Origin of the sequence: Mesorhizobium tamadayense, assembly GCF_003863365.1 — a bacterium.
In the GTDB taxonomy this organism is placed as follows: Bacteria; Pseudomonadota; Alphaproteobacteria; order Rhizobiales; family Rhizobiaceae; genus Mesorhizobium; species Mesorhizobium tamadayense.
On the sequence record NZ_RQXT01000013.1, the window covers coordinates 101,344 to 116,765 of the forward strand.

At 64.4% G+C, this 15,422-nt stretch carries 13 protein-coding genes; 3 read left to right on the plus strand and 10 right to left on the minus strand.

The window, feature by feature from the left end; translation table 11 throughout:
• Nucleotides 1-38: 38 nt before the first annotated feature.
• Nucleotides 39-1,364, minus strand: a complete 1,326-nt coding sequence (locus EH240_RS13465; RefSeq protein ID WP_124998951.1) for an NAD(P)/FAD-dependent oxidoreductase — start codon at nucleotides 1,362-1,364, stop codon at nucleotides 39-41.
• Nucleotides 1,365-1,585: 221 nt separating this feature from the next.
• On the opposite strand from EH240_RS13465, the gene EH240_RS13470 reads away from it, so the two are divergent.
• On the plus strand, nucleotides 1,586-2,062 hold the full coding sequence (locus tag EH240_RS13470) for an Lrp/AsnC family transcriptional regulator (protein WP_124998953.1): 477 nt from the start codon (nucleotides 1,586-1,588) through the stop codon (nucleotides 2,060-2,062).
• A gap of 120 nt (nucleotides 2,063-2,182) precedes the next feature.
• Here EH240_RS13470 and EH240_RS13475 read toward each other — a convergent pair whose 3' ends face one another.
• The 7 genes from EH240_RS13475 to EH240_RS13505 form a co-directional block, all read right to left on the minus strand.
• Complete coding sequence (locus EH240_RS13475) at nucleotides 2,183-3,838, minus strand: ABC transporter ATP-binding protein (protein ID WP_124998955.1); 1,656 nt, start codon at nucleotides 3,836-3,838, stop codon at nucleotides 2,183-2,185.
• Nucleotides 3,835-4,686: an ABC transporter permease gene (locus EH240_RS13480; protein WP_124998957.1), complete on the minus strand. Its 852-nt coding sequence runs from the start codon at nucleotides 4,684-4,686 to the stop codon at nucleotides 3,835-3,837. The genes EH240_RS13475 and EH240_RS13480 overlap by 4 nt, the downstream gene beginning before the upstream one ends.
• A complete protein-coding gene (locus EH240_RS13485; protein WP_124998959.1) occupies nucleotides 4,683-5,633 on the minus strand; it encodes an ABC transporter permease in 951 nt (316 codons plus the stop codon). The genes EH240_RS13480 and EH240_RS13485 overlap by 4 nt, the downstream gene beginning before the upstream one ends.
• A gap of 88 nt (nucleotides 5,634-5,721) precedes the next feature.
• Complete coding sequence (locus tag EH240_RS13490; protein WP_124998961.1) at nucleotides 5,722-7,332, minus strand: ABC transporter substrate-binding protein; 1,611 nt, start codon at nucleotides 7,330-7,332, stop codon at nucleotides 5,722-5,724.
• 64 nt (nucleotides 7,333-7,396) lie between these two features.
• Nucleotides 7,397-8,089 carry an HAD-IA family hydrolase gene (locus EH240_RS13495; protein WP_425374793.1) on the minus strand — a complete coding sequence of 231 codons (693 nt, stop codon included), beginning with the start codon at nucleotides 8,087-8,089 and terminating at the stop codon, nucleotides 7,397-7,399.
• 268 nt (nucleotides 8,090-8,357) lie between these two features.
• Nucleotides 8,358-9,731, minus strand: a complete 1,374-nt coding sequence (locus tag EH240_RS13500; protein WP_124998965.1) for an aspartate aminotransferase family protein — start codon at nucleotides 9,729-9,731, stop codon at nucleotides 8,358-8,360.
• 14 nt (nucleotides 9,732-9,745) lie between these two features.
• On the minus strand, nucleotides 9,746-10,585 hold the full coding sequence (locus EH240_RS13505; RefSeq protein ID WP_124998967.1) for a GNAT family N-acetyltransferase: 840 nt from the start codon (nucleotides 10,583-10,585) through the stop codon (nucleotides 9,746-9,748).
• A gap of 317 nt (nucleotides 10,586-10,902) precedes the next feature.
• On the opposite strand from EH240_RS13505, the gene EH240_RS13510 reads away from it, so the two are divergent.
• A complete protein-coding gene (locus tag EH240_RS13510) occupies nucleotides 10,903-11,571 on the plus strand; it encodes a haloacid dehalogenase type II (RefSeq protein ID WP_124998969.1) in 669 nt (222 codons plus the stop codon).
• Nucleotides 11,572-11,587: 16 nt separating this feature from the next.
• Nucleotides 11,588-12,862 carry an NAD(P)/FAD-dependent oxidoreductase gene (locus EH240_RS13515; protein WP_124998971.1) on the plus strand — a complete coding sequence of 425 codons (1,275 nt, stop codon included), beginning with the start codon at nucleotides 11,588-11,590 and terminating at the stop codon, nucleotides 12,860-12,862.
• Between the two features lie 34 nt (nucleotides 12,863-12,896).
• On the opposite strand, the gene EH240_RS13520 is transcribed toward EH240_RS13515, so the two are convergent.
• The gene (locus EH240_RS13520; protein WP_124998973.1) at nucleotides 12,897-14,354 is read right to left on the minus strand and encodes an NAD-dependent succinate-semialdehyde dehydrogenase; all 1,458 of its coding nucleotides are present in this window, start codon (nucleotides 14,352-14,354) and stop codon (nucleotides 12,897-12,899) included.
• A gap of 17 nt (nucleotides 14,355-14,371) precedes the next feature.
• A complete protein-coding gene (locus EH240_RS13525) occupies nucleotides 14,372-15,415 on the minus strand; it encodes a tartrate dehydrogenase (protein WP_124998975.1) in 1,044 nt (347 codons plus the stop codon).
• Nucleotides 15,416-15,422: the final 7 nt, after the last annotated feature.

Below are 15,422 nucleotides of genomic sequence, written 5' to 3' on the forward strand. Positions count from 1 at the left end.
GACCACACTCGCCAACGGATGCCGGGATCCGTCGCACTCTAGAAATCGGCGACCTTCCCCCATGCCGAAGCGTCGAAGCGCCGCGGATCGTAAGATTGCGGGTCGACGATCGGTTCCGATCCGGTCACCAGATCGGCGACGAGATGCCCGGCGCCGGGCCCGATGCCGAAGCCGTGTCCCGAAAATCCGGCAGCCAGGAAGAAACCCGGAACGGTGTGGACCTCGCCGATGGCAGGCACGCCGTCCGGCGTGCTGTCGATGTAGCCGGCCCAGGCCGCGCTGATCGTTGTTTCGCGCAGGGCGGGCAGCAGCTCGATCGCCCGGGCGTGGGTCAGGCGTATGGTCGCCCGGTCCGGGGCAGGATCGAGGATGCGCATGCGCTCCATCGGCGTCGGCCGGTCGAGCCGCCAGCGTCGGAGCGTTTCGTGGCCCGAGCGCATGCCTTGCAGCCCGCCCGGCGCGAGGCTTCGCCAGCGCTTCAGGAACATGGGCAGGAACTGCGAGGAGAAGCGCAGCTGCTGCGGGGTCACGTCCACGCGCCCGCGTCCGCTAATGGCGAGCGTGTAGCCGCCGTCGCCGCGACGCGTGGCCGAGATTCGTGCCGTGTGCAGTGCATCGGGCAGTCCCTCGGCGCCGGGCGAGACCGACAGGATGGAGGAGCGGATCGACGCCTGCGGAAAGCGGAAACCGAACTGATGGCAAAAGGAGGACGCCCAGGCGCCGCCGGCCAGCACCGCCGCCTTGGTCCGGATCGTCCCGCTTTCCGTGACCACGGCGCTCAGGCGCCCGCCCTCGGTCTCGATACCGCGCGCGGCGCAATCCTGGTGCACCGTCCCCCCGAGCGTGAGGATGGCGCGGGCGACCGCAGGCGCGGCCCGCGACGGATCGGCGGTGCCGTCGCTCGGCGAGAAAACACCGCCCTTCCAGGTCCGGCCGGTGGCGCGGCCGCGCTCGCTGGCCTCGGCGCTGTCGAGCATATGCGTGGTCACGCCGGCCGTCCTGGCGAATTCACGCCAGCGCGCCCAGCCGGCCAGTTCCGCCTCGTCATTGCTGAGATAGAGCAGGCCGCAGCGGCGAAAGCCCGTGTCCTCGCCGGTTTCGGCCGCAAGGCGCTCCCACAGGTCGAGGCTTCGGGTCGACATCGGCAATTCGCGGGCGTCGCGATTCTGCTGGCGGCACCATCCCCAGTTCCTGCTGGACTGCTCGGCGCCGATGCGTCCCTTTTCGACAAGCGCGACCTTCATGCCGCGCCTCGCCAGGTAATATGCGGCGAAGACACCTACGATGCCGCCGCCGATCACCACCGCGTCCGCGGATTGCGGCAATTCTTCGGACGTCTCGATTTGCTGGAGCGGCGCGCGCATGATCTTCTCTGTCTCTTGCTCCAATCTAGCGCGTTGCGCAGGCAGCCGCTGCTGCAGTTGAGGTCGACGCAGAATTTTATTCCGGAAGCTCGGTCGAAATCGGGAGCCGCTGCGTTTCAAATGGGTCCGCTCGGATGGACAGACCGGCAGGCCGTGGTACTGTCGATGCTCGTTGGCAAGACAGCATTTTGTGCTGTGGCGTGCTTTCTCTGGAGATGGCCGTGAAACTGGATCGGATCGACATCAAGATTCTCTACGAACTGCAGAAGAACGGCCGCGTCACCAACGTGGAATTGGCAGAGCTGGTGCATCTGTCGCCGAGCCCGTGCCTGATGCGGGTCAAGAAACTCCAGTCGGAGGGCTACATCGAGGGCTATTCGGCGCAGGTCAATCTCGGCAAGCTCGGCCAGACGCTGACCGTGTTCACCGAAATCACCTTGAAGAACCATCGCCAGGTGGACTTCGCCCGCTTTCTCGCGGTCGTTGAGAAGATCGACCAGGTCATCGAATGCCACCTCGTGTCGGGCGGCTACGACTATTTGATGAAATTCGTGACCGCCGGGATCGGCGAGTACCAGACCATCATGGAGCGGCTGACCGACATGGATATCGGCATCGACAAGTATTTCAGCTTCGTGGTGCTGAAGTCTCCCATCGTCAAGGCGCACATGCCCCTGCCCAGCCTGTTTCCGATGTGAGGCTCGGCCCCGTCAGAGCGCGGCGCATCGAAACGGACTCGGGCGAGGCGCTTTAAGTCCCCTGCTTTATGCACGTCGTTGTCCCAAAACCGCTGCACAGTCTTGGGCGACAAGCGTTCGTCAGCGGTGGCCATACTGGTTGACGAGTTCGGGGTCGCGGACGAGGCCGTCGAGCCAGGTCGGATCGAGCTTCGGCACGGAGGAGAACAGAAGCTTGGAATAGGGGTGGGTGGGCGCCTTCACCTTGTCGGGCGTGATCTGCTCCACCCGCTCGCCATTGTACATCACCATGATCTGGTCGCAGATGGCCTCGACGACCGAGAGGTCGTGGCTGATGAAGATGTAGGAGAGCCCCAGCTCGCGCTGCAGCTCCTTGAGCAGCTCGATCACGGCGGCCGCCACCACCGTGTCGAGCGCCGAGGTGATTTCGTCGCAGATGATGAGCTTGGGGTCTGCCGCCAGCGCACGCGCGAAATTCACGCGCTGCTTCTGGCCGCCCGATAGCTCCGATGGACGCCGATAGCGCAGCGCCCTCGGCAGGCGCACCATGTCGAGCAACTGGTCGACGCGCTTCGAGCGCGCCTGCCGGTCGAGCCGATGGTAAAAGACCAGCGGGCGCGAGACGATGTCTTCCACCGACTTGGCCGGATTGAGCGCGGTATCGGCATACTGGAACACGATCTGCATCTCGCGCAGCTGGTCGCGGGTGCGTTTCGCGACGGCGCGCTCCAGTTGCTTGCCGTCGAAGATGATGTCGCCGGCCGCCGCCGGATGAATGCCGGCAATGGCGCGCGCCAGCGTCGATTTTCCGCAACCAGATTCGCCGATGACGCCGAGATTGCGCCCCTTCTCCACAACAAGGCTGACGGAATCGACCGCGCGGATAACCGGCTGCCCGTCAGGTTTCACCGGTCCGTATCCGGCCGTCAGATTGTCGATGCGAAGCAGCGGCTTCGGTCCGGAATCTCCATCCGCCTGTGTTTGCCTCGGCTTCGGTTCGAAGGCGGCCAGCAGTTCCCGCGTATAGGGATTCTTGGCAGCCGAAAGGATTGCTGCCGTGGTGCCGGTCTCCTGCACTTCGCCGCCCTTCAGCACCACGATCCGGTCGGCGATCTGGGCGACGACCGCGAGGTCGTGGGAGACGTAGACACCTGCTATGCCGCCGGCCCGCATGACCGACTTGAACGCCTTCAGCACGTCGATCTGGGTCGTAACGTCGAGCGCCGTCGTTGGCTCGTCGAAGATGACCAGCTTGGGATCGCTGATGAGCGCCATGGCCGCCGCCAGCCGCTGCAGTTGCCCACCCGAAACCTGGTGCGGATAACGGGCGCCGATCCCTTCCGGGTCCGGCAGCGACAAGGCCCTGAACAGCTCGACCGCGCGTTTTCGCGCCTGCTCGGGCGGCATCAGATCGTGGATCCGCGTGACCTCGATGGTCTGCTCCATGATCGTGGATGAGGGGTTGAAGGCGGCGGCGGCACTTTGCGGAACGTAGGCAATGTCGGTGCCGCGCGACCGGGCGCGTTCCTTTTCGGAAAGCGCAGCCATGTCCTTGCCGCCTACGTTGATCTCGCCGCCGGTGATCCGGCAGCCGGGCCGCGCGTAGCCCATGAGCGAGAGCGCCACCGTCGTCTTGCCGGAGCCGCTCTCGCCGATCAGGGCGACGATCTCGCCGTCGGCGATGTCGAGGCTGACGCCCTTGATGATTTCGACGAGCCGTCCGGCGTCGGTCGTCGCCTCGATCCTCAGGTTCCTGACCTCGACAAGATTGGTCATGCGTTCCGGTCCCTGATCTTCTGCGGCAGGTTGTCGATCAGCAGGTTGATGCTGATGGTGAGGCTGGCGATCGCCAGCGAAGGCACGATGACGGCGGGGGCCGCGAAGGGCAGGCCGCCGATGTTCTCGCGCACCAGCGCGCCCCAGTCGGCGAGCGGCGGCTGGAGGCCGAGCCCAAGGAAGGACAGGCCGGAGAGCAAAAGCACGATGAAGACGAAGCGCAGGCCGAAGTCGGCCAGCACGGGCCGGATGATATTGGGCAGGATTTCGGACCCGATGAGATAAACGGTGCTTTCGCCGCGGACGCGGGCGACGGTCATGAAGTCCATGGTGTTGATGTTGACGGCAAGCGCCCGCGTAAAGCGGTAGGCGCCCGGGATATAGATGACGGCGAGCGTCAGGATCAGCACCGGGATCGAGGAACCGACCGCCGCAACCACGACAAGGCCGAACAGCTTGCTGGGAATCGAGGTCATGGCGTCCAGGAAGCGGCTGAGGCAGGTGTCGAGCCAGCCGCCGGTGACGGCCGCTGTCATTCCCAGCACGACGCCGGAAAAGCAGGCGATGGAGACGGCGGCGAGCGATATGCCGACGGTGTAGCGCGCGCCCATCAGGACCCGCGAAAGCATATCGCGACCCAGATAGTCAGAGCCGAGCCACAGTCCCTGGCGCATTGGCCCGAAATAGTCGTCGTCGACGATGTTGCCGATCGGATGGGGAACGATGTAAGGCGCGAAGATGGCGATGAGCGTCCACGCCAGGATGACCAGCGAGGCCGCCACGCCCACGAGGTTGTAGCTGTGGCCCAGGAAGGACCGTCGGGAGGATGCCGCGCGGACCATTGTCATCTGAGCCTCGGGTTGGACATGATGGCGACGATGTCGGCGGCCGTTATGAGGAAGAGATAGCCGAGGCAGAAGATCATCGCGCAGCTTTGGATCAGCGGCAGGTCGCGGGTCGCGACCGCATCGACCATCAGCTTGGCGATGCCGGGATAGTTGAAGATCGTCTCCACAATGATGACGCCGCCAACCAGATAGGACAGCGAGAGCGCGACCGCGTTGACGATCGGCCCGAGCGCGTTGGGAAGTGCGTGCCTGAACACCATGCGGCTGCGCGAGGCGCCCTTGAGAAGGGCCATCTCGACATAGGGCGTGGAGAGTGTTTCGATCACCGCGGCGCGGGTCATGCGGATCATCTGGGCGGAGATGACGAAGATGAGCGTGATCACCGGCATCGCGTAGATGCGCACGAGGTCGGCAAGCGAATGCGCTTCGTTGACCGAGGACAGCGCCGGCAGCCATTTGAGATAGACTGCGAACACCAGGACCGCCAGCGTCGCGACCATGAACTCCGGCACGGAGATGACCCCGATCGAAAGGATGGTGACGGTGCGGTCGTAGAGGGAGCCGCGCAACATCGCGGCGGTGATGCCGAGCGTCAGGGCCAGCGGCACCGATAGCAGGGTGGTGATGCCGGCGAGCTTCACGGTGTTCAGCAGGCGCCCGCCGATCAGCGCCGCGACCGGCATGTCGTTGGCATAGGATGTACCGAGGTCGCCGTGGAGCAGGCCGAGAAGCCAGCGCAGGAAACGCAGGATCGCCGGATCGTTGAGATGCATGGCCTCGCGCAGGCCGGCGACCGCCTCAGGCGTCGCCGCCTGGCCGAGCAACATTGACGCGGTGTCGCCGGGCAGCATGCTGGTGGCGAAAAACACGGCGAACAGGACGATTAGAAGGGTGACGGCCGCGACCGCCAGCCGCTTCAGCACGAGGTTGAAAACCCCAGACTTCATGGAAGCGCTCCCTGCGGTTGCGTTTGGCCGAACAATCTTGCGCAATGCAGTGCCGGGGGCCGGCTGACCGGTCCCCGGCAAGCGCCTCTTAGGCTTCGAGCCAGAGGTATTCCGCCATTGCGTAGCCCATCATGCCACCGAGCGGGTTCGGCTCCAAACCCTTCACCTTGCTGGAGAGGGCATCGACGTTGGAAATATAGGCCGGGATGATGGTGCCGGCCTCCTCGGAGACCATGGTCTGCATTACGCCATAGATTTCCTTGCGCTTGGCCTGGTCGAGCGAGCCGCGCGCCTCGACGAGCAGCTTGTCGAACTTCTCCGACTTGTACTGGCTTTCATTCCAGGGCGCGTTGGAGGCGTAGAGGAGCGAGAACAGGATGTCCGGCGTCGGGCGCGGATTGATGTTGCCGAAATGGACCGGGGCTTTGAGCCAGTAATTGTCCCAGTAGCCGTCGGACGGGACGCGCTGGACGTCTAGCTTCATGCCGATATCCGCACCGGCGGCCTGGATGATCACCGCCATGTCGATCGACGAAGTCGCGGCGTCGGAGGCGACCACGGGGATGGACTGGCCGAGCAGACCCGCCTTCTGGAAGTGGAACTTCGCCTTGTCCGGGTCGAAAGCCTTCGGCTTGAGGTCGGCATTGTGGAAGATATTCGCGGGCGAGACAGGCTGGTCGTTGCCGATTTCGCCGAGGCCGCGCAATGCCGATTTCACGATCTGCTCGCGGTTGACGAGATACTTCATGCCGGCCACGAAGTCGGCCTTGCTGCCCGGGTCCATGTCGAGCCGGATGTTGAGGTCCGTGTAATTGCCTGAGGTCGTCTTCGACAGTTCGAAACCTTGCTGGCCTGCGATGAGCTTCATGGCGCGCGGATTGATCGCGGCCGCCAGATTGATGTCGCCGGAAAGCAGGGCGTTCACCCGGGCGCTATCGTCGCTGATGGCGATGAATTCGAAGGAGTCGAGATAGGGTTTGCCCGACTTCCAGTAGTTCTTGTTCTTGGTGACGACCGAACGAACGCCCGGTTCGAACGTCTCAAGCACAAAGGCTCCCGTGCCATTGCCCTTGGAGAAGTCGGTGGTGCCGTCGGCCACGATCAAGAAGTGGTGCAGCGACAGGATGGTCGGGAGGTCGGCATTCGGATCGGCGAGCGTGATTTCGACGGTCGACTTGTCGAGCGCCTTGAAGCCGGTCATCTGCGCGGCGATCTTGGCGACCTTGGAGCCGACAGATTTGTCGAGATGCCGCTTCAGCGAGAAGATCACGTCGTCGGCGGTGAGGTCCTTGCCGTCGTGGAAGGTGACGCCTTTGCGCAGCTTCACGGTCCAGGTCTTGGCGTCCTTACTGTCGAAGCTTTCGGCCAGCTCCATCTGCGTGACGCCCTCCTTGTCGAGGAAAGTCAGGCGATTGTAGAGCGAGCAGCAGCGGACATAGTCGGTGGAGAGCGACGCCTTTGCCGGATCGAGCGTATCGGCGGTCGAGGACGACCAGCCGGCGGCCTTGAAGTTCCCACCGGACACGGGTGTGGCGGCGACGGCCTGCGTGGCACGGCCGAGCACCATGCTGCCCGCGGCAACCGCGGCGCCGCCGGCCAGCAGCATCTTGAGGAGCTCGCGGCGGCTCGCGCCCCGCCGAATGGCGTTCTCGACCATGGCATCGTCTGCTCCGGTCCAGTTCGTGATCTTGTCGGTCATGTCATTCCCCTTTCTGTTGGTTTGGTCGGTATGCTCGTCTTGCTGCGGCTTTCCGGGCTTGGGTTCAGGTTCGTTCCTTCAGGCTTTCCCGCACGGCCGCTGCCAAGGCGGCCATCGACGTGAAATGGTAGTCCGGCACGGTGAAGCGCTCGGGCTCGATCGTGCCGCCGTAGCCCTTCTGAGCGTGCCGCCGCTCGATCCAGCAGTTGGTCAGGCCAAGCGCCCGGGATATGCCGATGTCGTGATACTGACTTTGCGCGACGTGCAGGATGTCGTCCTTGCTGTCGCCGCGGGGGGCCACGAAGTCGAACACTTTCTGGAAGAAGCCCGGATCCGGTTTTTCCGTGCCGGTATCGTCGGCCGTGAAGGTGGCGAAGAAGGGCGATCCGACCTGCTTCTCGAAATGGTCGAGCGCCCAGCGCCGGGCATTGGTCATGGCAATCAGCTTGTGGGTTTTCGCGAGCCCGGCCAATGCCGCCGCGCTGTCCGGGAAGCCTTGCCAGATGCTGGCCGAATCCCGCAGGCGGAGGCCGTATTTCTCCTCGGCCGGCAGGCCGAGGCGCGGCGCAATGACCATGTAGACGCGCGCGAGATCGTCGGGAAACAGGCTCGCGTCGGGCATATAGCGGGCCTGCCGGTAAAGGGCCAGCGCTGCCTCGCCGTCGATGGAAACGCCGGTCTCGGCGGCAATGCCCGCCAGGCAATTCGTGATGCCGCCTTCGAAGTCGATAAGCGTGCCGACCACATCGAAGGTCATGTATTTGAATTCGCTAAAGCCCCTGGCCAAAACTGGCTCTCCTCTGCGCGTGGCCGAATTGCATCATGCTGAACAGAACAAAATTCCGTGCTATCCGGGGCATCGGCCTTCTTCAAAAGCCCGGAAATTCGGGCTCTCTGGCCTTGTCGTAAAAGCAGTCTGGCACTTCCCCCGCGCTGGATTCGCCGAAAAGGCGCGAGGTTGCGGCACAAAATTGCGAAATCATCGGCCCCGGCGATATTTCGAAATGCGAAATCTCCGTCGCTCGTCATGCCAGGGCCTGGCGGACATCCGCGTCGTCCAGCGTCTGGTCAAGCGTTCGGCGCGTGCGCTCGACGATTGCGTCGATATCGCTGTCGGTGCAGCAGAGCGGCGGCGCGTAGCCGAGAACCCCATGCGCGAAGGCACGGATGATGAGGCCGTTGTCCCACGCCCTGTCGAAGATCCGTCGCGATGGCATCGCCGATGCCGGAAGCGGTGTCTTCTTCTCCTTATCGACCACAAGCTCGATCGCCGCAAGCATACCGCGACCGCGCACCTCGCCGACGAGCGGGTGGTCGCTCAGGCCCGTCAATCCCGTCATCAGGCGGGCGCCGGCCTTGATGCCGTTCTCCAGCAGGCCGTCTTCGTAGAGCTTCAACACCTCGAGTGCGACGGCGGCGCTGACGGGATGGGCGGAATAGGTGTAGCCGTGGCCGACGGCCGAACTGCCCGCGCCATCGGCGATGACGTTGTAGACATGATCGGTCATGAAGACGGCGCCCATTGGAACATAGCCCGAAGTCAGGCCCTTCGCAGTGGTCATGAAATCGGGAACGATGTCCTCTTCCGTGCAGGCAAACAGTGGCCCCGTGCGGCCGAAGCCGGTGATCACCTCGTCGGCGATGAACAGGATGCCGTACTCCCGGCAGAGGTCGCGGATCGCCTTGATCCAACCCTTCGGCGGGACGATGACGCCGCCCGAACCCTGGATCGGCTCGGCATAGAAGGCGGCGACCCGCTCCGGCCCGATCTCCTCGATCTTGGCCCTCAGCCCGGCGAGCGATGCGGCGATGATTGCGTTCCCGTCCTCGCCAACCGGATTGCGATAGGGATAGGGGGAGGGGATCTTGTGCTGCCATTCGAAGGGAATGCCGAAGCCGGCGTGAAAGGCGGGCAGCGCGGTCAAGCCCGCGCCGACCACCGACGACCCGTGATAGCCCTGCTCGATGGAAATGAACTGATCGCGTTGCGGCTCTCGCTTGGCATTCCAGTAATAGCGGACGAAACGGATCGTGCTGTCGACCGCGTCCGACCCCCCAAGCGTGAAGTAGACGTGATTGAGATCCCCCGGCGCGCGCTCGGCCAGTTCGGAGGCGAGCCGGATGGCCGGCTCCGAGCCGAGGTCGAAATAGGCGGTGGCGTAGGGAAGCTCGCGCATCTGCCGAGCCGCCGCCTCGACGATGCTGTCGTGGCCGTAGCCGGCATTGACGCACCACAGCCCAGCAAAACCGTCGAGGAGTTGCCGCCCGGACGCATCGGTCACAGTCGCCCCCTTCGCCGATTTCAAGACGCGCGCGCCGAGTGCCTCATGGCCGCGATATGATGAGACCGGATGGATGAGATGGGCGCGGTCGAGTTCGATCAGGGAATTGGCGAGCATTGTTGTCCTCCGGACTAGCCGAGCGCCTGGTTGGCGAGGGCGTAAACTTTTGGCCTGGCCTGTTCGGCACTCTTCTTGGGCGGACGGTCCATGGCCACGCCGCCGCCGACATGGGCAAGGCCGATTTCCTTTAGCCAGCCGGCGATGCCGGTCCTGCTGTCGGTATCGACGCGCAGGAAGGCGCCCGGGCGGGCCGCGGCGAAGAAGCTAATGAGAGCCCTGGCTTCCAATGCACTTTCCGCAATGACCGGACCGATCACCTCGCCGCGTCCGAACGGGCGGATCGCGGCATAGGCCTCGATAGCGCCGTTGCGGCGGATGACGGCGAATTCACCGCGCTCGGCCAGAGCATCGATCAGGGCTTCACGGTCGGCGCCATAGGCGTCGCGGTCCAGCGCCTTGATTTCGGGCAGATCATTCGCGCTTGCCGCCTCCACGTCGTCGGGTGCGCCAAGCTCCGTCACGTTGCCCTGATGTTGCATGATCGTACCGGAGGGCACGAAGCCAAGTTTCTGATAGAGAGGCATGCCGTCGGCCGTCGCGACGAGCCGCAGCGGACGGTTTCCGGCAAGGGCGAAGGCCTGTTCCATGAGCCGGCGCCCAAGCCCCTTGCCCCGCACGTTCCTGTCGACGATCACCATATTGATCATGGCGCAATCCGCACCGTAGGGCGTTACCAGGATGGTTCCGGTGACCCGGCCCTGGTCGTCGAGCGTGACCGCGCCGCTCGAGAGCTGCAGCGCCATTTGCCAGTCCTGCGAGCGATGCGGCCAATTCTCCTGGCAAGAAAGTGCGACCGCGCCCTCAATATGGTCCGGTCCTAAGGCCTGGAGCTCGATCTCGTCCTGCTGCATGAGTCATCCTTCCGTCGACGCCAAGTCTCGGCCATCGGCGCGCCGCAGATCGTCTGAAGGTTTCGGTTTCGGCGGTATCTTTCGCCGTAGCGCAGGGCGCGCGCCGCATCTTGTGCTGGACTGCTCCCGGCGGGTGCGTTTCACGGCACTGGGTGGCACTGGCGTCGACAGTCAAGATGCTACAGCGTGCCAAACCGGACGGCGGATACGGAACTTTCTGCTTTTGAAAGGGCCATTTCGGTCAGGCGGCTCGCTGCCTGCCGGCCTATGATGAAATACATCCAACACGGGATTGCTTCCACCGGAGACCGACGGACATGGCTTCTTTCAGGCCCAAATACATCACCTTCGACTGCTACGGCACGTTGACCAATTTCCAGATGGCGGAAGCGGCGCGTGACCTCTATGGCAGCCGGCTGGACGAGCCGCGCATGCAGGAGTTCATCAAGAACTTCGCGGCGTACCGGCTCGACGAGATACTGGGCGACTGGAAGCCCTATGCCGACGTCATCTACAGCGCGCTCGAGCGCGCCTGCAAGCGCAACGGCGTCGCCTTCAGCCCTGACGACGCCAGAATGGTCTATGAGCGCGTTCCGACCTGGGGACCGCATGCGGACGTTCCGGCCGGCCTGGCCAAGGTTGCCAGGGAAATTCCGCTGGTCGTCCTCTCCAACGCCATGAACGCGCAGATCATGTCCAATGTCGAGAAGCTGGGTGCGCCGTTCCATGCCGTCTACACGGCCGAGCAGGCACAGGCCTACAAGCCACGTTTCAGGGCTTTCGAATACATGTTCGACATGCTGGGCTGCGGCCCGCAAGACATCCTTCACTGCTCGTCTTCGTTCCGCTACGACCTGATGTCGGCGCACGATCTCGGCATCAAGAACAAGGTCTGGGTCAACCGCGGCCACGAACCGGCCAATCCTTACTACGGCTACGTCGAGATCGCCGATATTTCTGGTCTTCCGGGCGTGGTCGGGCTTTGAAACAGGCGGATTGCCGATGAAACTGGTCTCCTACTGGCACGACACGGCACCCGTCTTTTCCGGCGGCGCGCAAGGCCCTGTCGAGGGACACTACGATGCCGCCATCATCGGCGGCGGGTTCACCGGCCTTGCGGCTGCGCGCCAGTTGGCGAAGGCCGGCGCCAAGGTGGTGGTGCTGGAGGCGGAGCGGGTGGGCTGGGGCGCATCCGGGCGCAATGGCGGGCACCTGAACAACGGCCTCGCCCACAGCTACCTTTCGGCCAAGGCGGAACTCGGCAAGGAACGCGCAATCGCGCTCTATCGGGCTCTGGACGACGCCGTCGACACCATCGAGGCGCTGGTGGGCGAGGAAGGCATCGACTGCAATTTCCGCCGTGCCGGCAAGCTGAAGCTCGCCTCCAAGCCGCAGCATTTCGAGGCGATCGCCCGCAACTTCGAAGTCCTCCATGCCGAGGTGGATCCGGATACGGCGCTGCTGTCGGCGGCAGATCTCAAATCCGAGATCGGCTCGCCCTTTTATGGCGCGATGCTGTCGAAAAAGAGCGCCATGATGCATATGGGCCGCTATGTGGCCGGCATGGCCACGGCCGCGGCCCGCCACGGCGCCGTCATCCACGAGAACGCGGCGGTGACGGATCGCAAGCAGGCCGGCAACAGGCATGAGTTGACAACGTCCCGCGGCCACATCAGCGCCGACAACGTGCTGGTGGCGACCGGCGCCTACACCACCCCGAATTTCGGCTATTTCCGCCGCAGGATCATCTCCGTCGGCAGTTTCATCATCGCCACGCGGCCGTTGAGCGAGGAGGAGATCGCCGCGACCATGCCCGGCAACCGGACATGCGTGACCTCGATGAACATCGGCAACTACTTCAGGCTCTCACCCGACAAGCGCCTGATCTTTGGTGGGCGCGCACGCTTCTCGGCGACATCGGACCAGCGCTCCGACGCCAGGAGCGGACAGATATTGCGGGCAAGTCTCGCTGCGATCTTCCCGCAACTCGCCAAGGTCGAGATCGACTATTGCTGGGGCGGGCTGGTCGACATGACCAAGGACCGATTCCCGCGCGCCGGCTACCATGACGGGGTCTGGTACGCGATGGGCTATTCCGGCCACGGTGCGCAGCTTTCCACTCATCTCGGCATGGTCATGGCCGATGCCATGCTCGGCCGCGAGGACCGAAATCCGATGAAGGGGCTCGAGTGGCCTGCCATCCCCGGCTATTCCGGCAAGCCTTGGTTCCTGCCGATGGTCGGCCTCTACTACAAGGCGCTGGACCGGATTCAGTGATCTTTCCGGCGCGGCCGGGCTTCGGCCAATTGCCTCAGCCCAGCCCGCCCATGTGGAAGCTCTTCGTCTCGAGATACTCCTCGATGCCGGCCTGCGCGCCCTCGCGCCCGAGGCCGGACTGCTTGACGCCGCCGAAGGGCGCCACCTCCATCGAGACCGAGCCGGTGTTGAGCCCCACCATGCCGAACTCCAGCGCTTCGCCGACGCGCCAGGCGCGTTTCAAATTTTCGGTGTAGAAATAGGAGGCGAGCCCGTAGGGCGTCCCGTTGGCCAGCGCGATCGCTTCCTCTTCCGTCTCAAAGCGGAAAAGCGGCGCGACCGGGCCGAAGGTTTCCTCGTCGGCGAGCTGCATTTCTTTTGTGGCGCCCGTCAGCACCAGCGGCGCGACATATTGAGGGCCGTCCGGCAACGTCGGCTTTTCGGTGACGATCGCCGCGCCTTTGGCGAGCGCATCCTCGACGTGGCGGTTGATCTTCTCGACCGCCGCCATGTTGATCATCGGTCCGATGGCGACTCCGGGCTGCGTGCCGGGTCCGACCGTCAAGGCGTTGACGCGGGCGCTGAGCTTCGCGGCGAAGGCTTCATAAACTCCGGCCTGGACGAGGATGCGGTTGGCGCAGACGCAGGTCTGGCCGCCGTTGCGGAACTTCGAGGCGAGCGCGCCCTCGACCGCGAGGTCGAGATCGGCGTCGTTGAAGACGATGAAGGGTGCGTTGCCGCCGAGCTCGAGGCTGAGCCGCTTGACGCTGTCGGCCGCCCCGCGCATCAGCAGCGAACCGACGCGCGTCGAGCCGGTGAAGGAGATCTTGCGCACGGTCTCGTTCGCCATGATCTCGTTGCCGATCTCGGCCGGCATGCCGGTGACGATGTTGATGACGCCGGCCGGGATGCCCGCCCGCTCGGCGAGCACGCCGAGCGCGAGCGCCGAATAGGGCGTGAACTCGGACGGCTTGATGACGACCGTGCAGCCGGCCGCCAGCGCCGGCGCGACCTTGCGGGTGATCATCGCATTGGGAAAATTCCACGGCGTGATGATGCCGCATACGCCGACCGGCTCCTTCAGGATGATGATGCGGCGGTCGGTGGTAGGCGAGGGGATGGTGTGGCCGTTGATGCGACGCGCCTCCTCCGCGAACCATTTGACGAAGGAGGCGCCGTAGCGGATCTCGCCTTTGGCTTCGTCCAGCGGCTTGCCCTGTTCCGTCGTCAGGATCAGCGCGAGATCGTCCAGATGCGTAAGCATCAGGCCATGCCAGGCTTCCAGCAGGGCAGCGCGTTCGGCATGGGTCTTCTTCCTCCAGTCGCCATAGGCGGAAGCCGCGGCGTCTATGGCCGCGCGGGTTTCCGATCCGGCCATGTCGGGCACGGTGCCGATCGCTGCCTGGGTCGCGGGATCGACGACATCGACCGTCCTGCCGGAGCCGGCCGCGACCCATTTGCCGCCGATCAGTCCGGCCTCGCGGAAGAGACTTTTGTCTTTCAAGCTTTTCATCGAAAACGACCTTCAAATCAGGTGAGCGCCGCGACGACGGCGGCTGTGATGGCGTCCGTGCTATCCTTGCCGGAGATGGTTCCAACGCTCCGCGCGGTCGTCGCTTCGAGCGCCTTCATGACGCCGCCGGCTGCGTCTTTTTCGCCAAGATGATGAAGCATCATCGCGCCTGACCAGATGGCTGCGATCGGATTGGCGATGCCGAGATGGGCGATGTCGGGCGCGGAACCGTGCACCGGCTCGAACATGGATGGCGCCGAGCGATCGGGATTGATGTTGGCGGAGGCGGCGTAGCCTAGGCCGCCCTGGATCGCCGCGCCGATGTCGGTCAGTATGTCCCCGAACAGGTTAGAGGCGACGACCACATCGAGGCTCTCCGGCGCCATGATCATGCGCGCCGCGAGCGCGTCGACGTGATAGCTGGTTACGGTGACATCGGAATACTCAGCGGCCAGCATCCGCGTGATCTCGTCCCAGAAGACCATCGAGTATTTCTGCGCGTTGGACTTGGTCACGGAAGCTAGCTTCCCGCGCCGTGCCCGCGCCTGCTCGAAGCCGAAGCGCAGGATGCGCTCGACGCCGGCACGGGTGAAGATCGAGGTCTCCACAGCAACCTCGTCCAGCGTGCCTTGATGCACGCGCCCGCCGGCGCCCGAATATTCGCCTTCGGTGTTCTCGCGGATGCACAGGATGTCGAAGCTCTCGGTCCGCAGCGGGCCCGTCACGCCCTGCAGCAGGCGGTGCGGCCGGATATTGGCGTATTGCACGAACGCCTTGCGGATCGGCAGAAGCAGGCCGTGGAGCGAGACCGAATCCGGCACCTCCGCCGGCCAGCCGACCGCGCCGAGCAGGATGGCATCGAAGCCGCGCAAGGTCTCGATGCCATCCTCGGGCATCATGCGGCCGGTTTCCTTGAAGAAACGGCATGACCAGGGGAACTCGGTTCCCGTGAGAGCAAAACCGGAGTGTCTGGCCGCTGTTTCCAGCACCGTCCAGGCGGCGGCTGTGACATCGCGGCCGATGCCGTCACCGGGGATCAGGGCAATCGAGTAGGACTTCATCGGCATC

What these genes read in the sequence shown, in the direction of transcription:
- EH240_RS13465 (WP_124998951.1), bottom strand. Translation starts at nt 1,364, where the DNA reads ATGCGCGCGCCGCTCCAGCAAATCGAGACGTCCGAAGAATTGCCGCAA.
- EH240_RS13475 (WP_124998955.1), bottom strand. Translation starts at nt 3,838, where the DNA reads ATGACCAATCTTGTCGAGGTCAGGAACCTGAGGATCGAGGCGACGACC.
- EH240_RS13480 (WP_124998957.1), bottom strand. Translation starts at nt 4,686, where the DNA reads ATGACAATGGTCCGCGCGGCATCCTCCCGACGGTCCTTCCTGGGCCAC.
- EH240_RS13485 (WP_124998959.1), bottom strand. Translation starts at nt 5,633, where the DNA reads ATGAAGTCTGGGGTTTTCAACCTCGTGCTGAAGCGGCTGGCGGTCGCG.
- EH240_RS13490 (WP_124998961.1), bottom strand. Translation starts at nt 7,332, where the DNA reads ATGACCGACAAGATCACGAACTGGACCGGAGCAGACGATGCCATGGTC.
- EH240_RS13495 (WP_425374793.1), bottom strand. Translation starts at nt 8,089, where the DNA reads ATGACCTTCGATGTGGTCGGCACGCTTATCGACTTCGAAGGCGGCATC.
- EH240_RS13500 (WP_124998965.1), bottom strand. Translation starts at nt 9,731, where the DNA reads ATGCTCGCCAATTCCCTGATCGAACTCGACCGCGCCCATCTCATCCAT.
- EH240_RS13505 (WP_124998967.1), bottom strand. Translation starts at nt 10,585, where the DNA reads ATGCAGCAGGACGAGATCGAGCTCCAGGCCTTAGGACCGGACCATATT.
- EH240_RS13510 (WP_124998969.1), top strand. Translation starts at nt 10,903, where the DNA reads ATGGCTTCTTTCAGGCCCAAATACATCACCTTCGACTGCTACGGCACG.
- EH240_RS13515 (WP_124998971.1), top strand. Translation starts at nt 11,588, where the DNA reads ATGAAACTGGTCTCCTACTGGCACGACACGGCACCCGTCTTTTCCGGC.
- EH240_RS13520 (WP_124998973.1), bottom strand. Translation starts at nt 14,354, where the DNA reads ATGAAAAGCTTGAAAGACAAAAGTCTCTTCCGCGAGGCCGGACTGATC.
- EH240_RS13525 (WP_124998975.1), bottom strand. Translation starts at nt 15,415, where the DNA reads ATGAAGTCCTACTCGATTGCCCTGATCCCCGGTGACGGCATCGGCCGC.